This window comes from Streptomyces sp. CB02959 (genome assembly GCF_002803155.1).
GTDB lineage: Bacteria > Actinomycetota > Actinomycetes > Streptomycetales > Streptomycetaceae > Streptomyces.
Genome location: NZ_NNBP01000016.1, coordinates 160,190 through 182,288 on the forward strand (window position 1 = coordinate 160,190; position 22,099 = coordinate 182,288).

Annotated in this window: 21 protein-coding genes; 12 read left to right on the forward strand and 9 right to left on the reverse strand. The window is 73.7% G+C overall.

Annotated features, from left to right (window positions below; all coding sequences use genetic code 11):
- Positions 1–36 precede the first annotated feature (36 nt).
- Positions 37–1,626: an acyl-CoA synthetase gene (locus CG747_RS25285; RefSeq protein ID WP_100604110.1), complete on the forward strand. Its 1,590-nt coding sequence runs from the start codon at positions 37–39 to the stop codon at positions 1,624–1,626.
- An 80-nt stretch (positions 1,627–1,706) separates the two neighbouring features.
- Entirely contained in the window at positions 1,707–2,507 is an 801-nt protein-coding gene (locus tag CG747_RS25290; RefSeq protein ID WP_100604111.1) for a VOC family protein, read from the forward strand.
- A gap of 2 nt (positions 2,508–2,509) precedes the next feature.
- On the opposite strand, the gene paaK is transcribed toward CG747_RS25290, so the two are convergent.
- On the reverse strand, positions 2,510–3,847 hold the full coding sequence (paaK, locus tag CG747_RS25295) for a phenylacetate--CoA ligase PaaK (RefSeq protein ID WP_180985703.1): 1,338 nt from the start codon (positions 3,845–3,847) through the stop codon (positions 2,510–2,512).
- A 121-nt stretch (positions 3,848–3,968) separates the two neighbouring features.
- On the opposite strand from paaK, the gene CG747_RS25300 reads away from it, so the two are divergent.
- Positions 3,969–4,667, forward strand: coding sequence for an alpha/beta fold hydrolase (locus CG747_RS25300; RefSeq protein WP_100604112.1), 699 nt, complete (start codon positions 3,969–3,971; stop codon positions 4,665–4,667).
- A 254-nt stretch (positions 4,668–4,921) separates the two neighbouring features.
- Positions 4,922–5,563, forward strand: coding sequence for a chorismate mutase (locus tag CG747_RS25305; RefSeq protein ID WP_100604113.1), 642 nt, complete (start codon positions 4,922–4,924; stop codon positions 5,561–5,563).
- 161 nt (positions 5,564–5,724) lie between these two features.
- Here the strand turns inward: CG747_RS25305 and CG747_RS49820 are convergent, their stop codons facing one another.
- The 3 genes from CG747_RS49820 to CG747_RS25320 form a co-directional block, all read right to left on the reverse strand.
- Positions 5,725–5,871 carry a hypothetical protein gene (locus CG747_RS49820; RefSeq protein WP_257980707.1) on the reverse strand — a complete coding sequence of 49 codons (147 nt, stop codon included), beginning with the start codon at positions 5,869–5,871 and terminating at the stop codon, positions 5,725–5,727.
- Positions 5,872–5,874: 3 nt separating this feature from the next.
- Complete coding sequence (locus CG747_RS25315) at positions 5,875–6,837, reverse strand: NADP-dependent oxidoreductase (RefSeq protein WP_100604179.1); 963 nt, start codon at positions 6,835–6,837, stop codon at positions 5,875–5,877.
- A gap of 219 nt (positions 6,838–7,056) precedes the next feature.
- A complete protein-coding gene (locus CG747_RS25320; RefSeq protein ID WP_100604114.1) occupies positions 7,057–8,685 on the reverse strand; it encodes an acyl-CoA synthetase in 1,629 nt (542 codons plus the stop codon).
- 162 nt (positions 8,686–8,847) lie between these two features.
- Here CG747_RS25320 and CG747_RS25325 point away from each other — a divergent pair, with 162 nt between their 5' ends.
- The 5 genes from CG747_RS25325 (at position 8,848) to CG747_RS25345 (ending at position 13,252) form a co-directional block, all read left to right on the forward strand.
- The gene (locus tag CG747_RS25325) at positions 8,848–9,693 is read left to right on the forward strand and encodes a crotonase/enoyl-CoA hydratase family protein (RefSeq protein ID WP_100604115.1); all 846 of its coding nucleotides are present in this window, start codon (positions 8,848–8,850) and stop codon (positions 9,691–9,693) included.
- Between the two features lie 24 nt (positions 9,694–9,717).
- Positions 9,718–10,698 carry a Zn-ribbon domain-containing OB-fold protein gene (locus tag CG747_RS25330; RefSeq protein ID WP_100604116.1) on the forward strand — a complete coding sequence of 327 codons (981 nt, stop codon included), beginning with the start codon at positions 9,718–9,720 and terminating at the stop codon, positions 10,696–10,698.
- Positions 10,698–11,744 (forward strand): thiolase domain-containing protein, encoded by a 1,047-nt coding sequence (locus tag CG747_RS25335; protein WP_100604117.1) that lies wholly within the window; start codon positions 10,698–10,700, stop codon positions 11,742–11,744. Before CG747_RS25330 ends, CG747_RS25335 begins: the two co-directional genes overlap by 1 nt.
- A complete protein-coding gene (locus CG747_RS25340) occupies positions 11,741–12,922 on the forward strand; it encodes a thiolase domain-containing protein (RefSeq protein WP_100604118.1) in 1,182 nt (393 codons plus the stop codon). Before CG747_RS25335 ends, CG747_RS25340 begins: the two co-directional genes overlap by 4 nt.
- An 87-nt stretch (positions 12,923–13,009) precedes the next feature.
- Positions 13,010–13,252 carry a DUF397 domain-containing protein gene (locus CG747_RS25345; RefSeq protein WP_100604119.1) on the forward strand — a complete coding sequence of 81 codons (243 nt, stop codon included), beginning with the start codon at positions 13,010–13,012 and terminating at the stop codon, positions 13,250–13,252.
- A gap of 59 nt (positions 13,253–13,311) precedes the next feature.
- Here CG747_RS25345 and CG747_RS25350 read toward each other — a convergent pair whose 3' ends face one another.
- The 3 genes from CG747_RS25350 to CG747_RS25360 are packed head-to-tail and all read right to left on the reverse strand — an operon-like array spanning position 13,312 to position 15,454.
- Positions 13,312–14,055, reverse strand: a complete 744-nt coding sequence (locus CG747_RS25350; protein ID WP_257980708.1) for a leucine-rich repeat domain-containing protein — start codon at positions 14,053–14,055, stop codon at positions 13,312–13,314.
- Positions 14,046–14,804 carry a maleylpyruvate isomerase family mycothiol-dependent enzyme gene (locus CG747_RS25355; RefSeq protein WP_257980709.1) on the reverse strand — a complete coding sequence of 253 codons (759 nt, stop codon included), beginning with the start codon at positions 14,802–14,804 and terminating at the stop codon, positions 14,046–14,048. Before CG747_RS25355 ends, CG747_RS25350 begins: the two co-directional genes overlap by 10 nt.
- Positions 14,801–15,454, reverse strand: a complete 654-nt coding sequence (locus CG747_RS25360; RefSeq protein WP_100604121.1) for a pyridoxal 5'-phosphate synthase — start codon at positions 15,452–15,454, stop codon at positions 14,801–14,803. The genes CG747_RS25355 and CG747_RS25360 overlap by 4 nt, the downstream gene beginning before the upstream one ends.
- 50 nt (positions 15,455–15,504) lie before the next feature.
- Between CG747_RS25360 and CG747_RS25365 the strand changes: the two genes are divergently transcribed.
- Positions 15,505–16,110 (forward strand): ABATE domain-containing protein, encoded by a 606-nt coding sequence (locus tag CG747_RS25365; RefSeq protein WP_100604122.1) that lies wholly within the window; start codon positions 15,505–15,507, stop codon positions 16,108–16,110.
- 71 nt (positions 16,111–16,181) lie between these two features.
- Complete coding sequence (locus CG747_RS25370) at positions 16,182–16,682, forward strand: hypothetical protein (RefSeq protein ID WP_100604123.1); 501 nt, start codon at positions 16,182–16,184, stop codon at positions 16,680–16,682.
- Positions 16,683–16,763: 81 nt separating this feature from the next.
- Here the strand turns inward: CG747_RS25370 and CG747_RS25375 are convergent, their stop codons facing one another.
- Both CG747_RS25375 and CG747_RS25380 read right to left on the reverse strand, forming a co-directional pair.
- Positions 16,764–18,776, reverse strand: a complete 2,013-nt coding sequence (locus tag CG747_RS25375; RefSeq protein ID WP_100604124.1) for an N-acetylmuramoyl-L-alanine amidase — start codon at positions 18,774–18,776, stop codon at positions 16,764–16,766.
- Between the two features lie 341 nt (positions 18,777–19,117).
- Complete coding sequence (locus CG747_RS25380; protein ID WP_100604125.1) at positions 19,118–20,251, reverse strand: aminoglycoside phosphotransferase family protein; 1,134 nt, start codon at positions 20,249–20,251, stop codon at positions 19,118–19,120.
- A 285-nt stretch (positions 20,252–20,536) separates the two neighbouring features.
- Between CG747_RS25380 and CG747_RS25385 the strand changes: the two genes are divergently transcribed.
- Positions 20,537–22,063 (forward strand): hypothetical protein, encoded by a 1,527-nt coding sequence (locus tag CG747_RS25385; protein WP_100604126.1) that lies wholly within the window; start codon positions 20,537–20,539, stop codon positions 22,061–22,063.
- Positions 22,064–22,099: the final 36 nt, after the last annotated feature.

The window sequence follows — 22,099 nt, forward strand, 5'->3', positions numbered from 1 at the left end:
CTTGACCGGTTCCCGGGCACGCCCCAGGATCACCGCATGACGGATGCCACGGATGCAACGGGCGCGCGGCGCAACACGGTCGACGGGGTCCTGCGGCGCAGCGCGCGCCGGGTGCCGGAGCGGACGGCGGTCCGGTACGCCGGACGGAGCTGGAGCTACCGCGCACTGGACGACGCGGTGACCGCCGCCGCGCGGGTGCTGCTGGCCGAGGGCCTGCGCCCCGGCGACCGGGTGGCGTCCTACGGGCACAACTCCGACGCCTACCTGATCGGATTCCTGGCCTGCGCCCGCGCCGGTCTGGTGCACGTACCGGTCAACCACGGCCTGACCGGCGAGGAACTGCACTACATCCTCACGCAGTCCGGCAGCGCCCTGGTGCTCACCGACCCCGCCCTGGCGTCCCGGCTGCCGGCCGCGGTACGGGCGGTGCCGCTGCACGGCGCCCCGGACGGGCTGCTGGAGCGGTTGGCGCGGCAGCCGGCGGAAACCGCGGATCCGGCCGGTGCCGGCGCACTGCCCGAGGCGTCCGACGACACCCTCGTCCAGCTGCTCTACACCTCCGGGACCACCGCCCTCCCCAAGGGCGCGATGATGACCCACCGGGCCCTCGTGCACGAGTACACCAGCGCGATCGTCGCCCTCGACCTGAAGGAGAGCGACCGCCCGGTCCACTCCCTGCCGCTCTACCACTCCGCGCAGATGCACGTCTTCCTGCTGCCCTATCTGGCGGTCGGGGCGGAGAACACCATCGTGGACGGACCCGATCCGGAGCGGATCTTCGCGCTGGTGGAAGCGGGCCGGGCGGACAGCCTGTTCGCCCCGCCCACGGTCTGGATCGCGCTCGCCAACCACCCCGGCTTCGGCGTCCGGGACCTGACCGGGCTGCGCAAGGCGTACTACGGCGCCTCCATCATGCCGGTGCCCGTACTGGAGCGGCTCCGCGCCCGGCTGCCGCGGCTGGCCTTCTACAACTGCTTCGGACAGAGCGAGATCGGCCCGCTGGCCACCGTCCTGGGCCCGGACGAGCACGCCGGCCGGATGGACTCCTGCGGGCGCCCGGTGCTGTTCGTCGAGGCGCGGGTGGTGGACGAGGACGGCCGGGAGGTGCCGGACGGCACCCGGGGCGAGGTCGTCTACCGCTCGCCGCAGCTGTGCACCGGGTACTGGGACAAGCCGGAGGAGACCGCGGAGGCGTTCCGGGACGGCTGGTTCCACTCCGGTGACCTCGCCGTCCGGGACGCGGCGGGCTACTTCACGGTGGTGGACCGGGTCAAGGACGTCATCAACTCCGGTGGGGTCCTGGTCGCCTCGCGCCAGGTGGAGGACGTGCTCTACGCGCATCCGCAGGTCGCCGAGGTCGCGGTCATCGGGTTGCCGGACGAGCGGTGGATCGAGGCGGTGACCGCGGTGGTGGTCCGGCGCGCCGACGGTGCGGACGAGGCGGACCGGGCGGCCGGCACGGACGGGAACGGCGTGGTGGGTGAGGCGGAGCTGATCGCCGCGGCGCGGGACCGGTTGGCGCCGTTCAAGGTGCCCAAGCGGGTGGTGTTCGTGGACGCGCTGCCGCGCAACGCCAGCGGCAAGGTCCTCAAGCGTGCGCTGCGCGAGCGGTTCGGAACCCGCTGAGCGGCGCGTGCACGGCGACTGTCAGTGCCCGCTGCCATGCTGGGAAACGGCATTGACCCCCGTGTGATCGGAGCTCCCTCATGCTGACGACCCGTTACGTCCCGGGCTCGCCGAACTGGCTCGACCTCGGCGCCCCCGACATCGACGCCGCCGCGGCCTTCTACTCCGCGGTCTTCGGCTGGACCTTCCAGTCGGCCGGCCCCGAGAGCGGCGGGTACGGCTTCTTCCAGCTCGGCGGCAAGACGGTCGGCGCGGTCGGCCCGCTGACGGAGGAGGGCGCCTCCTCGGCCTGGACCGCGTACTTCCACACCGCGGACGCGGACGCCACCTGCAAGGCGGTGGAGCAGGCCGGCGGCCGGGTCCGGGTCGCCCCGATGGACGTCTTCACCGCGGGCAGGCTGGCCATGCTCACCGACCCGACGGGCGCCGACTTCGCGGTCTGGCAGCCGGGCGAGGTCGCGGGCCTGGACGTGGTCATGGCGCCGAACGCCCTGTGCTGGACGGAGCTCTACACCACCGACGCGGCCGCGGCCAAGGAGTTCTACGGCTCGGTGTTCTCGTGGAGCTACCGGGACATGCCGATGGGCGGAGACCTGGTCTACAGCATCGTCTCCGCCCCCGGCGCCGGTCAGGGCGAGGACACCGGGCACGGCGGCATCCTCCAGCTCCAGCAGGACAATCTGGACGCCGGCTCGACCTCCGAGTGGCACCCGTATTTCGGCGTGACCGACTGCGACGCCACGTACGACGCCGCCATCCGGCACGGTGCCACGACCCTCATCCCGCCGATGGACACTCCTGGCGTCGGCCGGTTGGCGATGGTGACGGACCCGGCCGGTGCGCCCTTCGCGCTGATCAAGGGGGACCCGTCGCTGAGCTGACGTCACCCGTCCCGGCGGGCGTCCACGATGCGCTTGAACTTCCCGACCGAGCGCTCCAGGGTCTCCGGTTCGACGATCTCGACGGCGACGGTGACCCCGATGCCGTCCTTGACGCCGCGGGCGATCCGGTCGACGGCGGCCACCCGGTCGTCCGCCGTGGCGTCCGGCCGGGCCTCGGCGCGGACGGTCAGGTGGTCCAGTCGTCCCTCGCGGGTCAGCCGCAGCTGGAAGTGGGGGGCGACCCCCGGGGTGCGCAGCACGATCTCCTCGATCTGTGCGGGGAAGAGATTGACCCCGCGCAGGATGATCAGGTCGTCGCTGCGCCCGGTGATCTTCTCCATCCGGCGGAAGGCCGGGCGGGCGGTGCCGGGCAGCAGCCGGGTCAGGTCCCGGGTGCGGTAGCGGATGACCGGCATGGCCTCCTTGGTGAGGGAGGTGAGGACCAGTTCGCCGTGCGCGCCGTCCGGCAGCACCTCCCCGGTGATCGGGTCGACCACCTCCGGATAGAAGTGGTCCTCCCAGATGTGCAGCCCGTCCTTGGTCTCCACGCACTCCTGCGCCACGCCCGGGCCCATCACCTCCGACAGGCCGTAGATGTCCACGGCGTCGATGGCGAACCGCTCCTCGATCTCCCGGCGCATCTCCTGCGTCCAGGGTTCGGCGCCGAAGATGCCGACCTTCAGCGAGGTCGAGCGGGGATCGACGCCCTGCCGCTCGAACTCGTCGAGCAGGGTGAGCATGTACGACGGGGTCACCATGATGATCTCGGGGCGGAAGTCCTGGATCAGCCGCACCTGACGGCTGGTCATCCCGCCGGACGCCGGGACGACCGTACAGCCCAGCCGCTCCGCGCCGTAGTGCGCGCCGAGTCCGCCGGTGAACAGCCCGTAGCCGTAGGCGATGTGGACGGTGTGGCCGGGCCGTCCGCCCGCCGCGCGGATCGACCGGGCCACCAGGTCCGCCCAGTCCGAGAGGTCCCGCTCGGTGTAGCCGACGACCGTGGGGCGCCCGGTGGTGCCGCTGGAGGCGTGCAGGCGCCGCACCCGCTCCTTGGGCACGGCGAACATCCCGAAGGGGTAGTGCGCCCGCAGATCGTCCTTCACCGTGAACGGGAAGCGGGCCAGGTCCGCCATCGAGCGGCAGTCCTCGGGCCGCACCCCCGCCGCGTCGAACGCCTCCCGGTAGAAGGGGACGTGTTCGTAGGCGTGGCGCAACGCGGCCTGCAGTCGGGTGAGTTGGAGCGTGTGCAGGGCGTCCGCCGAGAGCCGCTCCGCGTCGTCGCACCAGTCGGCCCCACAGGCCCCGCCGATCGTCCCGCTGTCCGTCGTCGCTTCCGGCATGGATCTCACCGCCTCGTCTCCCTACCGATCATTCGGTAGCTGCGTGCGGCTCCAAGTAATCAGCGCGCGGCGAACACGTCAAGGGGCGTGCCGTGGACGGCACACGAGTAGCGTCGGGCGCATGGGTGACGTACGGAAGGTGCAGGTCGACGGCGTCCGGCTGGCGTACCGCGTGTGGGGCGAGGCGGACGCGCCGCCGGCGGTACTGCTGCACAGCCTCGGGGAGGACGGTGAGGACTGGCGCGGTGTGGTCGGCCGACTGGCCACCACGCACCGGGTCTTCGCCCTCGACCAGCGCGGTCACGGCCGCAGCGACTGGCCGGGGGAGTACGGTTTCGAGCGCTGGCGGGACGACGCGATCGGCTTCGTCCGGGCGCTCGGCCTGGGCCCCGTCACGCTCATCGGCCACTCGTTGGGCGCCACCGCCGCCCTGCTGCTGGCCGCCCACCGTCCGGACCTGGTCTCCCGTCTGATCGTGGAGGAGCCCGCCCCGCCGGTCCCCGCCGACCCGCCGCAGCAGGTCCCGGCCCCGCCGCCCGGCCCCGCGGCCTTCGACTGGCAGGCCAAGATCGCCGTGGTGGCCGAGCGGAACGCCCCCGCTCCGCACTGGCGCGCGGCGCTGCCCGCCATCACCGCCCCGACCCTCGTCATCGCCGGCGGCCCCACCAGCCACATCCCCCAGCACCACCTCGCCGAGCTGGCCGGGGCCATCCCCGCCGCCCGCCTGGTCACCATCGGGGACGCCGGCCACCTGGTCCACGAGGAGCGCCCGGGGGAGTATCTGGCGGCGGTGACGTCGTTCCTGGCGGGGAGCGGGTGAGCGGGCCTGGCGGGGAGCCGGTGAGCGGACGTCTGGCCGGGCGAGGGGAGCGTGACGGGGTATCAGTTCGGTCCGGCGGGCTGTGGGGCCGTGCCCTGGTGGACTGTCGAGCCGTCCCCCGTCGGGGAGTTGAGGGGTACCTGTGCCGGGCGCGGGTGCCGAAGGGGCCGGGTCGGTCGTAAGCTCCCAGCGTCCGCAATACTCCCGCGGCCCGCGCGCCGCGCGCCGGGCCGCGGTTTCGAGAAAGGCTCGATGTGCAGGTGACCACCTCGATGCGCCGTGCGCTGCTCGCCGGGACCGCCGCGGCGGTGCTGTTCACCGGGGCCGGGAGCGCCGTCGCGGCGCCGGCCGCCGGGGCCGGGCGGCCGGCCACCGGGCCGGTCGGCGCCGCGCCCGCGCCGGCCGGGCAGCTCCGGCCGCTGGCCGCGCTCTCCGCCGAGCGGCTGGCCACCGCGGACCTGGTGGCCGCGGCGAAGTGGGGGACCGGCAGTCCGATCGACGACCCGGTCCGGGAGCGCGAGGTGCTGGACGCGGTCGCGGCCCAGGCCCGCCAGCTGGGCGCCGACCCGGAGGCGACGGTACGGATCTTCCGGGACCAGATCGAGGCGAGCAAGCTCGTCCAGCGCGGGCTGCACCGCCGCTGGACGGCGGACCCGGCGCAGGCGCCCACCACCCGGCCGGATCTCGCCAGGATCCGTGTGGAGATCAACCGGATCAACGGGGAGCTGGTCCGGGCCATCGCCGCGTCCCCGCAGGCCCGTACGGCGCCGGGCTGCGTGCCGTGGCTGACGGTGTCCGCGCTGCGGGTGGGCCGGGAGCGGCATCTGGACGTGCTGCACGCGGCGGGGCTGGCCCGGTCGCTGCGCTCGGTCTGCGAGAGCCGGGCCGTGTTCTAGGCCGGGGTTCCGGTCCACACCGCATGCCGTGATGACCGGGGTGTGGGGCGTGGGACGTTCGTCTCGAACGCATGGTCCGCCGAGCGCTTCGACCTGCCGCGGGCCCGCATGTCGTAGGTGAGGTGCCGCCGTCCTGTCCCCGGTTCGGCGATGACCTGCCGTCAGTAACTCTGCGTGGCGACATGGCCGTTGAGGTGGAGCACGGGGATTCCGGGGCCGTCGGTGTCGGTGACGGCCGGGGCCGTGTCGTCGACCGGCATCAGGCCCGTCCATGGTGAACGGGTCGATGCGGCGCTGTGCTTCGTCATGCGTTACCCCGCGGACACGACCTGGGAGAAGTCCAGGACCAACCGGCCGCGCAGGCCGCCGGCCTCCAGGAGGCGGTGGGCCCTGGCCGCCTCTTCGGCGGGCAGCACGTCGGCGACATGCAGCGTCAGGACGCCCTCCTCGGCCTGGCGGCGCAGTGTGTCCAGTCGTTCGGTGTCCGTGATGCCGTCGGTCACCATCACCGGGCGCACGCGGATGCCGCGCTCGGCCGGGCCGGACCAGCCCCGCAGCTCGGCGAGGGTGCCACCGTCGGCGACGGCGGACATGATCTCGGTGGTCTGCATCGAACCGTCCACGAGGCCGGGAACGCCTTCGGGCGCCAGCGCCCGGATGCGGGCGGCGACCTCGGGGCCGCGTGCCACGACGTGGTCGGCGCCGAATCCGCGTACGCGGTGGGTGTCGTGCGGGGCGGCGTCCGCGATGACGGTCAGGCCGTCGGCCTTGGCCAGCTCGACCGTGTACCCCCCGACGGCGCCGGCCGCACCGGTCACGGCCACGGTCCCGCCGGGCGGCACGGCCAGCGCGTCCAGTGCGAGGCGCGCGGTCAGGGCGTTCATGAGCAGGGTGGACGCCGCGGGGAGGTCCACCCCCGCGGGCGCCGGCACCACCGAGGCGGCGGGCACCACGACGTGCTCGGCGTAGGCCCCGCCGTGCACGCTGGTGAAGAGCACCATGGCGACCACCCGTTGGCCCACGGAAAGGCGGGCGCCGGTCCCGGGACCGAGCTGGTCGATCACGCCGGCGGCGTCCATGCCGGGCACGAACGGGGGCCGCCGGTCGGGCATGCGCACGGCGTGGCCGCCGCGCCGCAGCAGGACGTCGGTCGGATTCACGGCGGCCGCGTGCACCCGGATGCGGACCTCGCCGGGGCCCGCCTGCGGTTCGGGCAACTCCAGGACCCGCAGGACTTCCGGACCGCCGAACTCTTCCACGCCGATAGCCTTCATGCCCTGGTGCAACCGGACTTGCGGGCATGGTGTTCCCCGTTCCCCGTTCCTCGTTCCCCCTTCTTCTGTTCCCCTGTTCCGTAATCGCCGTCGGCCGTCCGGGCCGTCCGGGCCGTCCGGGCCGTCCGGGCCGTCCGGGCCGCCCGGGACCGGACGCGGTCCGGCGGGCGCGCCCCCGGGCGGGGTTCCACCGCCCTCCCCGCCCCACCCGCCCGCGGCTCACGCCTCCCGTTCGCCCGTCGCCACCGCCTTCGCCCAGCGGTAGTCCGCCTTGCCGCTGGGCGACCGCTGGATGTGGTCGGTGAAGACGACCTGGCGCGGGACCTTGTAGCCGGCCAGTCGGGTCCGGCAGTGCGTCTGCAGTGCCGCGAGGTCCAACGGTGCGGCATCCGGGCGGAGTTGGACGACCGCGGCGACCCGGTTGCCCCAGCGGCCGTCCGGGACGCCGGCCACCAGCGCGTCGTAGACGTCCGGATGCGCCTTGAGGGCCTGCTCGACCTCCTCCGGATAGATCTTCTCGCCACCGGAGTTGATGCACTGCGAGCCCCGCCCCAGCACGGTGACCACACCGTCCGCGTCGACGGTGGCCATGTCGCCGAGCAGTACCCACCGGTCGCCGTCCGCCGCGAAGAACGTCTCGGCGGTCTTCGCCGGGTCGTTGTAGTAGCCGAGCGGGACGTGTCCGCGCAGCGCGAGGCGGCCCACCTCGCCGACCTCCGCCGGCCGGAGCGTGGCCGGGTCCACCACCGCCATGCGGGGGTTGACGTTCAACCGGAAGCCCTTGTCCGGGCCGGAGTCGTCGGTGGCGGTGCCGTTGAAACCGGACTCCGAGGAGCCGAAGTTGTTCAGCAGCAGCGCGTTCGGGACCAGCGCGCCGAACTGGTCCCGGACCGTGTCGGAGAGGATCGCCCCGGAGCTGCTGACGCTGAACAGGGACGAGCAGTCGGTCCCCTTGAGCGGTCCGCCGAGCGCGTCCACCAGCGGCCGCAACATCGCGTCGCCCACCAGGGAGACGCTGGTGACCCGCTCCCGCTCGATGGTGCGCAGCACCTCCTCCGGCACGAACTTGCTGTGCAGGACGACCTTCTGGCCGAAGTGGAAGGCGATGAACGCGGTGAGCGTCGAGGTGCCGTGCATCAGCGGGGGCGTCGGGAAGAAGACCAGGCCCTCGCCGCCGGCCGCCACCCGCTCGGCCAGTTCCCGCGGGCGGCCGACCGGCTCACCGGTCGGTGCGCCGCCGCCCATCCCGGAGAAGAAGATGTCCTCGTGGCGCCACATCACGCCCTTGGGCATACCGGTGGTCCCGCCGGTGTAGATGACGATCCGGTCGTCGGCGGAGCGCGGCCCGAACCCGCGGGCGGGGGAGCCGGCCGCCGCGGCCTGGGCCAGCGGTACCGGCGCGATCCGCGGCTCGGCGGCCCCGGCGGGCGGGGTGCCGACCCGCACCAGGTGCCGCAGCTTCGGCGCCTGCGGCAGGGCTCCGGCCACCCGCTCGGTGAACTCCGCGTCGAAGACCAGTGCCACCAGGTCGGCGTCCCGGTAGAGGTAGACCAACTCCTCTTCCACATAACGGTAGTTGACGTTGACGGGCACGGCGCGGATCTTCAGGCAGGCGTAGACGGACTGGAGGTACTCGACGCCGTTGTAGAGGTGCAGTCCGACGTGGTCGCCGGGGCCGATGCCCTGGTCGGCGAGGTGGTGGGCCAGCCGGTTGGCGGCGCGGTCCAGTTCCGCGTAGGTGAGCCGCCGCTCGGCGCCGGTGCCCGGATGGTCGAGGTGCACCAGCGCCTCGCGGTCGGGAACGGTGTCGACGATCGACTCGAAGAGGTCGGCGAGGTTGTACTCCATGGCTCCTCCAGTCCGGGCGGGCGTCGGCTCGGCGTCATTAGAGCGCCGTCGTCGAGCGCAGGGAAGGGCCGCAGCCAAGAAGACTGACTGGTCGTCAGAAAAGCCTTGAACTCGCCGTGCGGCTACTGCAACCTGTTCTACGTCGTGAGACGGGAGGACGGAATGGGCGGGACCGAACACGCCGCGACCGCACCGGCTCGGCCGGAGGACGCGGGCACCGAACACCTCACCGTGACGCGCACCGGCGCGACACTGGTGCTCACCCTCAACCGGCCGGAGGCCAAGAACGCGCTGTCCCTGCCGATGCTGGTCGGTCTCCACGACGGCTGGCTGGCCGCCGATGCCGACGACGGCATCCGGTCGATCGTGCTGACCGGCGCCGGCGGCTCGTTCTGCGCCGGCATGGACCTCAAGGCGCTGGCCGGCGGCGGAATGACCGGCGAGGAGTACCGGGAACGGCTGCGCGCCGACCCCGATCTGCACTGGAAGGCGATGCTGCGCCACCACCGCCCGCGCAAACCGGTGATCGCCGCCGTCGAGGGCCACTGCGTCGCCGGCGGCACCGAGATCCTCCAGGGCACCGACATCCGGGTCGCCGGCGAGAGCGCCACCTTCGGGCTCTACGAGGTCAGGCGCGGCCTGTTCCCGATCGGCGGCTCCACCGTGCGCCTGCCCCGGCAGATCCCCCGCACCCACGCCCTGGAGATGCTGCTCACCGGCCGCCCCTACCCGGCACCCGAGGCGGCCCGGATCGGCCTGATCGGCCAGGTCGTCCCCGACGGCACCGCGCTGACGAAGGCCCTGGAGATCGCCGAGCGGATCAACGCCTGCGGCCCGCTCGCCGTCGAAGCGGTCAAGGCGTCCGTCTACGAGGCCGCCGAGCTGACCGAGGCCGACGGGCTCGCCGCCGAACTCGCCCGCGGCTGGCCGATCTTCGACACCGCCGACGCCAAGGAGGGCTCCCACGCCTTCGCCGAGAAGCGCCCACCGGTCTTCCGGCGCGCCTGACCCCACCCGACCGAGGAGTCCGCCATGTCAGAGGTCCTCACCGCGCCGCTCGTCGTCGAATTCCCCTTCACCCGCTCGCTCGGCCCGGTCCAGAGCGCCTTCCTCACCGGGCTGCGCGAACGCACCGTCCTCGGGGTCCGGGCCCGCGACGGCCGGGTGGTGGTGCCGCCCGTCGAGTACGACCCGGTCACCGCCGACGAGCTCCGCGACCTGGTCGAGGTCGCCCCGACCGGCACCGTCACCACCTGGGCCTGGAACCCGTCCCCGCGCCGCGGCCAGCCGCTGCGCACCCCGTTCGCCTGGGTCCTGGTCCGGCTCGACGGCGCCGACACCGCCCTCCTGCACGCGCTCGACGCGCCCGGACCGGACGCCGTGCGCACCGGTCTGCGGGTCCGCGTCCGCTGGGCCGCCGAACGCACCGGCGCGATCACCGACATCGCCTGCTTCGAACTCGCCGACGGTGAAGTGACGGAGCATCAAGTCCGGCCGCACGGTGGTCAGTTCGTCGATCCGGTCAGCGGGATCACCGCCCCGGCCCGGCTCGACTACAGCTACGCGCCCGGCCGCACTCAGTCCCGCTACATCCGGGCACTCGCCGAACGGAAGACCGTCGGCGAACGCTGCCCGGCCTGCCGCAAGGTCTACGTCCCGCCCCGCGGCGCCTGCCCCACCTGCGGGGTCGCGACCGGCGAGCCGGTCGAGGTCGGCCCCCGCGGCACCGTCACCACCTTCTGCATCGTCAACATCAAGGCCCGCAACCTCGACATCGAGGTGCCCTACGTCTACGCCCACATCGCCCTGGACGGCGCCGACCTGGCGCTGCACGCCCGGATCGGCGGCATCCCCTACGACCAGGTGCGGATGGGGCTGCGGGTGGAACCCGTCTGGACCGACGGCGCCCTCCCCCATAGCCCTGAAGGCATGGGAGGTGCCCCCATCCCCGACTACTACCGCCCCACCGGCGAGCCCGACGCCGACTACGACAGCTACAAGGAGCTGATCTGATGCCCGAGCCAGTGCGCGGCCCGGTGCGCGAGGTCGCCGTCGTCGCCTTCGGACAGAGCGAGCACGTCCCGGACAGCGCGGAGACCTCCGAGGTCGAGATGGTGATGCCGGTCCTGCACGACGTACTCGCGCAGACCGGCCTGAAGGCCCGGGACATCGGCTTCACCTGCTCCGGCTCCTCCGACTACCTCGCGGGCCGCGCCTTCTCCTTCACCATGGCCCTGGACGGCGTCGGAGCCTGGCCGCCGATCTCCGAATCCCACGTCGAGATGGACGGCGCCTGGGCGCTGTACGAAGCCTGGGTCAAGATCCTCACCGGCGAGGCCGACACCGCCCTGGTCTACGCGTACGGCAAGTCCTCCCCCGGCGACCTCCGCGAGGTCCTCACCCGCCAACTCGACCCGTACTACGTCGCCCCGCTCTGGCCCGACTCCGTGGCGCTCGCCGCCCTCCAGGCCCAGGCACTCCTCGACGCCGGACACACCGAGGCCCGCGAACTGGCCGCGATCGGCGCACGCAGCCGCGGCGGTACGGACACCGGACCCGGCCGGCAGGTCGTCGGCCCGCTGCGTACCGGCGACTGCCCGCCGGTGGTGGACGGCGCCGCCGCGGTGATCCTCGCCGCCGGGGACACCGCCCGCCGCCTCACCGACCGCCCCGCCTGGATCCGCGGCCTGGACCACCGCATCGAGGCGCACAGCCTGGGCGTCCGCGACCTCACCGACTCGCCCTCCACCCGGCTCGCCGCCGAACGCGCGGGAGCCTTCGACGCCCCCGTCGACCTCGCCGAACTGCATGCCCCGTTCACCTCCCAGGAGGTCGTCCTGCGCCGCGCCCTGCGGCTCGACGCGCCCGGCAGCACGGTCCGCGTCAACCCGTCCGGCGGCGCGCTGGCCGCCAACCCCGTGATGGCCGCCGGACTGATCCGCCTCGGCGAGGCCGCCGCCGCCATCCAGCGCGGCGAGGCGGACCGCGCCCTGGCACACGCCACCTCGGGCCCGTGCCTGCAACAGAACCTGGTCGGCGTCCTGGAGGGGGAGCGATGAGCCACGCAGCGACCGCGAAGGAACCGGTGGCCGTCGTCGGCATCGGCCAGACCAAGCACGTCGCCGCCCGACGCGACGTCTCGATCGCCGGACTCGTCCGCGAGGCCGCCCAACGCGCCCTGGAAGACGCCGAGTTGACCTGGGCGGAGATCGACGCGGTGGTGATCGGCAAGGCCCCCGACTTCTTCGAGGGGGTGATGATGCCGGAGCTCTACCTCGCCGACGCGCTCGGTGCCGTCGGCAAACCCATGCTCCGGGTGCACACCGCCGGCTCGGTCGGCGGCTCCACCGCCCTGGTCGCGACCAACCTCGTCGCCGCCCGGGTGCACCGCACGGTCCTCACCCTCGCTTTCGAGAAGCAGTCCGAGTCCAACGCCATGTGGGGCCTGTCCCTGCCGGTCCCCTTCCAGCAGCCGCTGCTGGCCGGCGCCGGCGGATTCTTCGCCCCGCACGTCCGGGCCTACATGCGGCGCACCGGCGCCCCCGACACCGTCGGCTCCCTGGTCGCCTACAAGGACCGCCGCAACGCCCTGAAGAACCCCTACGCCCACCTCCACGAGCACGACCTCACCCTGGAGAAGGTCCAGTCCTCGCCGATGCTCTGGGACCCGATCCGCTACTCCGAGACCTGCCCGTCCTCCGACGGCGCCTGCGCCATGGTGCTCACCGACCGGGCCGGCGCCGCCCGCTCCCCGCGCCCACCGGCCTGGGTGCACGGCGGGGCGATGCGCAGCGAACCCACCCTCTTCGCCGGCAAGGACTTCGTCTCCCCGCAGGCCGGCAAGGACTGCGCCGCGGACGTCTACCGGCAGGCCGGGATCACCGACCCGCGCCGCCAGATCGACGCCGTCGAGATGTACGTCCCGTTCTCCTGGTACGAGCCGATGTGGCTGGAGAACCTAGGCTTCGCCGACGAGGGCGAGGGCTGGAAGCTCACCGAGTCCGGCGTCACCGAACTCGACGGCGACCTGCCCGTCAATCCGTCCGGCGGGGTGCTCTCCACCAACCCGATCGGCGCCTCCGGAATGATCCGCTTCGCCGAGGCCGCCCTCCAGGTGCGCGGCCAGGCGGGCGACCACCAAGTGGACGGCGCACGACGGGCGTTGGGGCACGCCTACGGTGGTGGCGCACAGTTCTTCTCGATGTGGTTGGTCGGCGCGCAAGCCCCGGTGGGCTGACCCTCCGGAGCCCGCCCGACGTCCCCTGTCCGTCCCCGGGCGCAGTCGTTACCCTGGCCACGGACGACGACCGGGAGGAGCGATCACGTGGCCGAGAGCATCACCGACCAGCGGCTCGCGGGCGGGCCCAGGCCCGAACTCGACCTGACCCACGCCGACTGGCGTACGAGCACACGGGGCGTCGGCGGGGACGTCCAGGTCGCCTTCATCGAGGGCTATGTCGCGATGCGCAACGGCCGCAGCCCGGAAATACCGGCACTGATCTTCAGCCCCGCCGAGTGGCGCGGCTTCGTCCTCGGTGCCCGCGAGGGTGAATTCGACCTGACCTGACGGATGGCGACGTACCGTCACGGATGGTCCGCCCCCGCCCCGCGGCGGGGGCGGACCCGTCAGGTGAGCACCACGCACCCCCGCGCCCGCAGGGCCCGGACCGGCGCCGCCGCGTCGTCCACCGTGTTCCAGCGCAGGTCCAGCTTCTCCAGCGCCGGCAGGTCGGCGACCCACCCCGGCAGGTCACCGATCCGGTTGCCGCGCAGATCCAGCCACCGCAGCAGCGGCAGCGCCCGCAGCGACCCGGGGACCTGCGGCAGCGCGTTGTCGCGCAGCTCCAGCACGCGCAGCGCGCCGAGCCCCGCGACCCCGTCCGGCAGCGAGGTCAGCGCATTGCCGCCCAGCCACAGTTCACGGAGCCTGTGCAGCTGCCCAACGGACTCCGGCAGAACCTTCAACTGGGCTCGCTGTACCCGGAGTTCGACCAGTCCCGTCATCGCCCCGATCCCCTCCGGCAGCCGCCCGAGCGGATTGTCCCCGGCGTTGAGGTAGCCCAGCCGGTCCAGTCGGCAGAGCGCGTCCGGCAGCGCGGTGAGGCGGTTGTCGTGGACGTAGAGATACCGGCTCAGGCACCCGGCCAGCGCGCCGAGCTCCTCGGGGAGCGCCGTCAGCGCGTTGTGGCCGAGATCGAGGGTGTGCAGACGGTCCAGCCGACCGAGCGCGGCGGGAACCTCGGTGAGGCGGTTGTCGGCCAGGATCAGCACCGCGCAGTCCGGGTGCCGCCACACCTCGTCCGGCACCGAACCCAGTCCGGCCCGCCAGTAGTCGAGGCGGTCCGACGGCGGCCGCACGGTCACGGCCACGGACGCAGTTCGGGCAGCGGACCGGCGGTCCCCGCGCGCTCGCACACCAGCGGGGTGTGCGGGGCGCGGCCGGCCAACCAGGCCGCGAGTGCGGTGAGCGGACCGCGCACGGTCACCACCGGACCGTCGGCGGGCCCGTACCGGCGCACCGCCGCGGGCCCCTCCGCCGGCACCAGGACGAGGCGGACGCCCTCGGGCGCACGCGGCGCCAGATGGTCCATGAGGTGGTGGCACAGTTCCCGCGGCCACCCGTCGGTGCCGGGGCCGAGCCCGGCGTCCGTCGTGTGGATCGCCAGCTCCCGCCACCAGGCCAGCAGCGCGCCGCGCAACGGGCCGTCGCGGTAGCCCACCGGCCGGGACCAGTCGTCCGGGCCGACCGCCGCCCAGGCCGCGGACGCCTCCGCCAGCGCGTCCTCGACCGCCGTCCGCAGAGCCGCGACGGAGCGCCGGGAGCCCTCCTCGATGGCGGCGGCGCGAGCCGGGGGACCGCCGTCGTACGGCTCGACCAGCTCACCGCGCAGGGCGTAGCGGGCCTGGCGGGCCATCGCCAGGCCGATGCCCTCGATATGCGCGAGGACATGGGCGCGGGACCAGCCCGGCAGGGCGCTGGGCTCGCGCACCACGGCGTCGGTCAGGCCGGGCAGCAGCGCCCGCAGCAGCGCCTGCCCTGCCTCGACCGCCTCCCGTACGGCCTCGGCGGTCGGCTCTGCCTCCGGTGTCACGGGGGCATCGGGGGTCTCGGGCGTCACGGCCACAGCAGTTCCTTCCTCCAGGTGGTGCCGGTGCGGCGGTACACCAGCCGGGTGTGGTTGCGGTCCTTGGCGCCCTGCCAGAACTCCACCGACTCCGCCAAGACGGTGTGCAGCGTCCACTCGGGCGGCACCAGCCCCGGATCGCCGGCCAGTCGTTCGGCGGCGCCGGCCAGCGCGGTGTCCCGTTCGGCCAGGGACGCCAGCGGCCGGCTCTGCCGGCCGAGCAGCGCCTCGGCGCGCGCCCCGGCACTCCGGGCCAGGAAGTCGGCGGCGGACCGCTCCGCGCTCTCCCGCACCACCGGGCCTCGCACCCGCACCTGGCGGGCGAGCGGCTGCCAGTAGAAGGCCAGCGCGGCATACGGGCGGGCGGCCAGCTCGCGGCCCTTGACGCTGCCGTCGTGCGCGGCGAAGCGCCAGCCCGCCGCGTCGACGTCCTTGAGGATCAGGGTGCGCGCGGACGGAGTGCCGTCCGCGTCGGCGGTGGCGAGCGTCATCGCGTGCGGCTCGGGGACCTGTGCCCGGATGGCGCCGAGCAGCCATGCGGTGAACAACTCCACCGGATCGTCGGGCGTCGCCGCCGGGTCGAAGAGCGGCAACTCACCCCCGAACACCGGCAGATCGCGGAGCAGTCGACGGAGATCGGCCATGCCTCCCCCTCAGCTGGCTAATGGTTGAGCGTGACCGTACCATTAGCCGTATGGAGGCAACACGGCTCGCCCTGGATCTCGCCGTCACCATCCGCCACGACGGACACGGCGGCGTCGCCGACGACCTGGCCGACACCGCCGGGCTCGCGACCTGGGTGCGCGACCACGCCACCGCACTGGGCTGCGCCGAGGACGGCCCGCCCGCCGCGGACCAGGCACTGCTCACCGCCGTACGGGAGCTGCGCGCCGCGGTCCGCTCACTGTTCGCCCGCGCCGTCCGCCCGGGCCCGCCCAGCCCCGCCGACGCCCACCGCCTGCTCCCCGAGGACCAGGCACTGGCCCGCCTCAACGCCGCCGCGGCCCGGGTCCCGACCGCCCCCCGGCTCCTCTGGGAGCCGGACGCACCCCCCGTGCTGCGCGACCTCCCGCTCGGCTCCCCGCCCGCCGCCGACCGGCTCACCGCCGCGCTGGCCCGGGCCGCCCTCGCCTTCCTCGCCGGCCCGGACCGCGAGCGGCTGCGGGCCTGCCCGGCCCCGCGCTGTGTGCGCTACTTCGTCAAGGACCACGCCCGCCAGGAGTGGTGCAAACCGTCCTGCGGCAACCGCGCCCGGGTCGCCCGCCACCACGCGCGGCACCACCGGGCGGAAGGGGACTGAGGACGCCGCCGACCTGCACCGGAGGCGGGCATCGGGCCGGTGCGCCGGGCCGGGCCACGTACGATGGCGGCATGTCCTTCCTCCGCCGCCGCAGCGCAGCCACGCCCGCCGGTCCAGACTTCGACGTACTCGCCATGGACCCGGGGGACTGGCCCGGCAATCTCGGGGCCGGGCTGCTGCCCGCGCCCGACGGGAGCTGCCAGGGCGTCTTCCTCCGCTACGACCTGTTCGGCGGCCGCGGCCCGGCGATGATCATCGGCAATCTGCCGGAAGGCTCCCCGGCCCGCGAGGTCGAGGAGGGACAGGTGCCCTTCGAGGTGGCCCAACTGCTCGCGGCGCTCGACAACGACGAGCCGGTGACGGTCGTCGAGACCGAGGACACCCCCGTGATGCACCAGGACAACCTCCTGATCGTCAAGCGCATCAAGTGTTCCGAGGGCCGCATCTCCTGCGTGCAGTTCGACCGCAGCGACGGCGTGCTGGTGACCATCGCCAGCTGGGACCGCCCGATCACCGACGACCTCTACGCCCTCCTCAAGCCGCTGCCCGCGGAGCTCTTCCAGCAGGGCTGACCCGGCGGACCGGTCGCGGCACGCGCCCGGTGGACGGCCTCGGGCCGCCACCGGGCGCGTCGCGTTCCGCACCCCCGAGGGCTACGACCCCGAGGACCGCACGTCCACGTCGGCCGCCCGCACATAGCCGACCCGGTGCCCGAGCTGGATCTCGTAGTACACGTCCTTGCCCCGGACCACCACGTGCTTGGTGATGTCGAAGGTCGGCGAGTAGAAGTACTCCGACCGCACCCGCCCGCCGACCGCGTACTCCTGCCCGGCGAGCAGGGTGTACGGCAGCGGGGTGACCGCCTGCACCGGCACCTGCGCCGGGTACGCCTCCTTCTCCGGGTACGCCCGCCCGTAGACCGGGATCTCCGCCCGGCCCGCCTTCGGCGTGGCCACCAGACCCTTGGCGTTCACCGCCGTCGGGTTCGAGCGCGGGTTGTGGAACCACGCCTGCTGCCCGAGGTACCAGATCGCCGTCCAGTCACCGGACCGCCCGGCCACCGCGAACCGCTGCCCGGTCGTGGCCCGTGCCGCGGTGTCGTTCACCCCGGTCGTGGTGGCGGAGCCGTCCGGGTGCAGCCCGATGTCCTGGATCAGCGGCGCGGCCTCGCTGGGCGCGGTGTGCAGCCGGACGGCGGTGGAACCGTGCGGCACGCAGGGCTGCCCGGCCTTCTCGCACCCGGTGTAGACCGGCCGGTTGCGGCCGTAGGACGGACGGATGGTGACCAGACCGCCGTGCGCGCCCGCGGTCCGGGTGAACGGCTTGCCCAGCAGGGTGAAGTAGTGCGCCCAGTCCCAGTACGGGCCGGGGTCGGTGTGCATCCCGGGGATCGTCGACGGGATCGTCCCGGGAACGTTGTCGTGGCCCAGGATGTGCTGCCGGTCCAGCGGGATGTCGTACTCCTTCGCCAGGTACTTCACCAGCCGGGCCGAGGTGCGGTACATCGCCTCGGTGTACCAGGCGTCCGGCGCGGCGAGGAACCCCTCGTGCTCGATGCCGATCGAGTGCGAGTTGACATACCAGTTGCCCGCGTGCCAGGCGACGTCCTTGGTCGGCACGTGCTGTGCGATCAGCCCGTCGGCGGAGCGGATGGTGTAGTGCCAGGACACGTACTTGGGGTCCTTGATCAGCCGCAGCGTGGTCTCCCACGACCCCTCGGTGTCGTGGATGACGATGCTGTCGATCCGCTGGTCCTTGGGCCGGTCGGCCAGGTCGTGGTTGCCGTAGTTGGTCCCGTTGTCGTACTGCTCGTACGGTGCCGGCCAGGACTCGCACGCCACCGACCAGGGGCACTCCAGCGCCCCGCCGGCACCGGGCGCCGAGGCCCGCTGGGCGGTGGCGGCCCTGCCGAGACGTTTCTCCTGGGTGGCGTCGGCGGTCAGCCGCGGCGCGGCGGCCAGCGCCACCCGCTGTCCGGCGTCGGTGGTGCGGCGCTGCCCCTGCCGCATCACCTCGAAGACGTCCCTGGCGAAGGCCGCGCCGCCGCGCGGATCGCCCGCACTGCCGTAGCGCGCCACCGCCGCGTACCACTTGGCCGGATCGCCGCTGGTCGGCAGCCCCAGCGCGCGCTGGGCGGCGGCGAGCAGCGCGGCGCCGCCCGATACGTTCGCGGCCGGGTCGGACCGCAGCTTCGCGGCCGACAGCCCGGTCAGCTTCGCCGCGGTCGGCAACGTCCGCAACCGCGCCGGGAGTTCGGCGGGCAGCACCGCCCGCCGCACCTGCGAGGCCGTCCGCAGGGGCCGCCGGGTGTCGCCGCGGGCGTCCCCGCCGTCCGCGCTGAACTCCGGCGCCCGCGCCACCGCCGCCCGGGCGTCGGTCAGGTGCATCGGCCCGTAGCCCCCGGAGACACTCGGCGCGCCACCGTGGCTGTCCCAGCGAGACTCCAGGAACGAGACGCCCAGCAGCACGCTGCGCGGGACGTGGTAGCGCGCGGCGGCCTCGCCGAAGGCCCGCTGAAGGGTGTCGGACGGGGGCTCCCCGGCCCCCGCGGACGGGGCCGCCGCGACCAGCGGCACCAGCAGCGCCGCCGCGGCGACGGCGGTGGCCGATCTGCGCAGGGCGGGATGGCGGGTTCTCGACGCGTCTTCCGGTGCGGATCCTCGCAAAACAGCCTCCTCAAGCCGGCCCGAGCCGGGGCGGTGTGACGGTGGTGTGCCAGGGCCTGCCCGGTGGAGCGAGCACCGGCCGGGCCGCGGCCGCGCGGGAGAACCCGAGACTAAGGCTCAGGTCGGCCGAGAACCATAGCTGTGCCGACGCGCCGTCAATCACCACACCCGCTCGGGATTTCGCATGTCAGGGCATCACCGCCAGGAGCCTTCCCGGAGCGGGCCCGGGACCTGCGGGGCATCAGTGGAATGGACCAATGCATGGGTGAGCGGCGCGGCCCGGGTACGGGCGCGCCGCTCACAGATTCCCCCTCGGGGGTGCCGACCGGCACCCCTGGCGGTCAGCGGGTGCCGACCGCCGCCCGCACCGCCCGCCGCGCCATCTGCGCGTCGTCGTGCAGCCTGCGCAGCAGCAGCCGCTGCTCCTCGCCCGCCGCGGGTGCCGCGGGCGCTCCGGTACCCGGAACGGCGGCCGGCGCGGGCTCGCGCATGGTCCGCTGGACCGCGGTCTCGTACCGCCGGATCTCGCGGGTCAGCACCAGCATCAGGTTCACCAGGAAGGCGTCCCGAGCCGTGGTGCCCGCCGCCTGGGCGAGCTGGCTGATGTGCCGGCGGGCCGCCGGCGCCTCGCCGAGCACCGTCCACAGCGTGGCCAGGTCGTAGCCCGGCAGGTACCAGCCCGCGTTGTCCCAGTCCAGCAGCACCGGGCCGGCCGGTGAAAGCAGGACGTTGTTCAGCAGCGCGTCGCCGTGGCAGAACTGGCCCTGGGTGTGGGCGAGGCCGTGCAGCAGCTTCTGGAGGTCACCCAGATCGCGGTCGGTGAGCAGCCCCAGACCGTGGTACCGCCCGATCCGGCCCGCGTAGTCCAGCGGGGCGTCGAACAGCCCGGCGGGGGGACGCCAGGCGTTGACCCGGCAGATCGCCCCGAGCGCGGCCCGCACGTCGGCCCGCGGCGGCGCCTCGGAGGGGTGCCGCGTCAGGGCCGCCACCCGGCCCGGCATGCGCTCCACGACCAGCGTGCAGTTGTCGGGGTCGGCCGCCACCAGCCGCGGCACCCGAACCGGCGGACGGTGCCGGACGAATGCGCGGTATGCGCTTATTTCCTGCCGGAAGCTCTCGGCCCACGCGGGGGAGTGGTCCAGTAAACACTTCGCGACCGCGCTCATCCGACCGGTCGTCCCCAGGAGCAGCACGGACTTCCCACCGCGGCGCAGCACCTGGACCGGGTTGAACTCCGGGCAGATGCGGTGCACCGAGGCCACGGCGGCGCGCAGCTGGGCGCCCTGGGGGCCGGACAAGTCGAGTCTCCCGCTGAGCGGTTGGGCGCCCATTCCCGGTGCCCGCCGGTTCCGGCCGCCGGCGAGACCGGTCGCCGCCCCCGCGGAAGGGGAGGGATCGAGATAGGGCCCGCTTCCGGCAGGGTGCGGGCGGTACGTCCGGGTGGGGGCGGTCACGGCGGACGATGCTGCATACATGGGTGAGACAGATCCCTTCGTGCGCCGACGAGTTGCGTGCGCTCCCGGCCCGGTGGCGGGAACCCGTGAACGGGCCCCGTACAGGCGGCCGATCCTCAGGTCCCCGTGCAGGGCACGCACCCTGGGGAATGCGGTCCCGCCACCGGGCCGGGGGCTGCATACCTACCGAACACGCGGCTGCGGGTGGCAGACCATCTGGCGGACCCTGGCGAACCCTGGCGAATGCTCGCAGCCCATGTCACCGGCCGTTACTGTCAACTCAGTCGAGGAACCTGGGGGCTTGACGTGAGCAGGGAGCCGAACACCCGTCTCGCGGACCTTTTCGGCCTGGCCGGCTGGTCCAAGGGAGAACTGGCGAGACTGGTCAACCGGCAGGCGGCGGCCATGGGCCATCCGCAGCTGGCGACCGACACCTCGCGGGTCCGGCGCTGGATCGACATGGGCGAGACGCCCCGGGACCCGGTGCCCAAGGTCCTCGCCTCCCTCTTCACCGAGCGCCTCGGCCGTGTCGTAACCATCGAGGACCTCGGGTTCGCCCGGACCGGTCGCGCGGGGAAGCGGCAGGCCATGGACGGTCTGCCGTGGGCGCCCGAGCGGACCGCAGCGGTCCTCACGGAATTCACGGGAATGGACCTCATGCTCAATCGACGCGGCTTGGTGGGGGCGGGCGCGGCGCTCGCCGCGGGCTCCGCACTCACCGGCGCCATGCACGACTGGCTGCACACCGACCCCGCCCCGATGGCCCTCCGCCACGACGATCCGCTCGCCAACGAATCCCTGCACGAACTCGACCAGATCGGCCTCGACCGCTACGAGGCGGCCCCCGTGGGGTCACAGGAGATCGACGCCCTGGAGCACTCCGTCGAGGTGTTCCGCCGATGGGACGCGGCCCGCGGCGGCGGCCTCCAGCGCAAGGCCGTGGTCGGCCAGCTCAACGAGGTCGGCGGGATGCTCGCCTACCGCCACCCCGACCACCTCCAGCGCCGGCTCTGGGGCGTGGCCGCCAACCTCGCGGTGCTCGCCGGCTGGATGTCCCACGACGTGGGCCTGGAGCCCACCGCGCAGAAGTACTTCATCATCGCCGCCCACGCGGCCCGGGAGGGCGGCGACCGCCCGCGCGCCGGCGAGGCGCTCTCCCGCGCCGCCCGCCAGATGGTCCACCTGGGCCGCCCGGACGACGCCCTCGACCTGATGAAGCTGGCCCAGTCCGGTTCCGGCCAGGAGACCCTGCCGCGCACCCGCGCCATGCTGCACACCATCGAGGCGTGGGCCCACGCGTCCAAGGGGCACGGCCAGGCGATGCGCCGCACCCTCGGCGAGGCCGAGGACCTGTTCGTCTCCGACAAGGGCGACGTGCCGCCGCCGGCCTGGATGCAGATGTTCGACGAGGCGGATCTGCACGGCATGGAGGCGCTGGCGTTCCGCACCCTCGCCGAGCACGACCCGTCCGCCGCCAAGATCGCCCAGGGCCACGCCAAGCAGGCGCTGGAACTCCGCAAGAGCGGTCAGCAGCGGTCCCAGATCTTCGACTACATCTCGATGGCCTCGGCCTGCTTCCTGGGAGACGATCCCGAACAGGCCGACCGCTACGCCCGGCTGGCGCTGGTTTCCATCGGGGAGAACTCCTCGCACCGCACCTGGGACCGGCTACGGGAGATGTTCCGGCTCACCGGCCAGTACGCCGGGTGCGGCAAGATCCAGGACCTCCGCGAGGAGCTCCAGCAGGTCCTGCCGAAGCCGAGGCCCAAGGGGAAGGGAGCGGCCCTCGGGCCCGGCCTCGGGCCGGAAACGGGGCCGACCTTCGCGGTCTGAGGAGCGCTCGGCGCCCCTGCGTCCACCGCGCACCGC

Coding starts and splice junctions, on each gene's coding strand:
- CG747_RS25365 (WP_100604122.1), top strand. CDS start 15,505: ATGGAGGCAACACGGCTCGCCCTGGATCTCGCCGTCACCATCCGCCAC.
- CG747_RS25370 (WP_100604123.1), top strand. CDS start 16,182: ATGTCCTTCCTCCGCCGCCGCAGCGCAGCCACGCCCGCCGGTCCAGAC.
- CG747_RS25290 (WP_100604111.1), top strand. CDS start 1,707: ATGCTGACGACCCGTTACGTCCCGGGCTCGCCGAACTGGCTCGACCTC.
- CG747_RS25360 (WP_100604121.1), bottom strand. CDS start 15,454: ATGGCCGATCTCCGTCGACTGCTCCGCGATCTGCCGGTGTTCGGGGGT.
- CG747_RS49820 (WP_257980707.1), bottom strand. CDS start 5,871: ATGACGAAGCACAGCGCCGCATCGACCCGTTCACCATGGACGGGCCTG.
- CG747_RS25315 (WP_100604179.1), bottom strand. CDS start 6,837: ATGAAGGCTATCGGCGTGGAAGAGTTCGGCGGTCCGGAAGTCCTGCGG.
- CG747_RS25340 (WP_100604118.1), top strand. CDS start 11,741: ATGAGCCACGCAGCGACCGCGAAGGAACCGGTGGCCGTCGTCGGCATC.
- CG747_RS25325 (WP_100604115.1), top strand. CDS start 8,848: ATGGGCGGGACCGAACACGCCGCGACCGCACCGGCTCGGCCGGAGGAC.
- CG747_RS25320 (WP_100604114.1), bottom strand. CDS start 8,685: ATGGAGTACAACCTCGCCGACCTCTTCGAGTCGATCGTCGACACCGTT.
- CG747_RS25330 (WP_100604116.1), top strand. CDS start 9,718: ATGTCAGAGGTCCTCACCGCGCCGCTCGTCGTCGAATTCCCCTTCACC.
- CG747_RS25300 (WP_100604112.1), top strand. CDS start 3,969: ATGGGTGACGTACGGAAGGTGCAGGTCGACGGCGTCCGGCTGGCGTAC.
- paaK (WP_180985703.1), bottom strand. CDS start 3,847: ATGCCGGAAGCGACGACGGACAGCGGGACGATCGGCGGGGCCTGTGGG.
- CG747_RS25335 (WP_100604117.1), top strand. CDS start 10,698: ATGCCCGAGCCAGTGCGCGGCCCGGTGCGCGAGGTCGCCGTCGTCGCC.
- CG747_RS25380 (WP_100604125.1), bottom strand. CDS start 20,251: ATGTATGCAGCATCGTCCGCCGTGACCGCCCCCACCCGGACGTACCGC.
- CG747_RS25285 (WP_100604110.1), top strand. CDS start 37: ATGACGGATGCCACGGATGCAACGGGCGCGCGGCGCAACACGGTCGAC.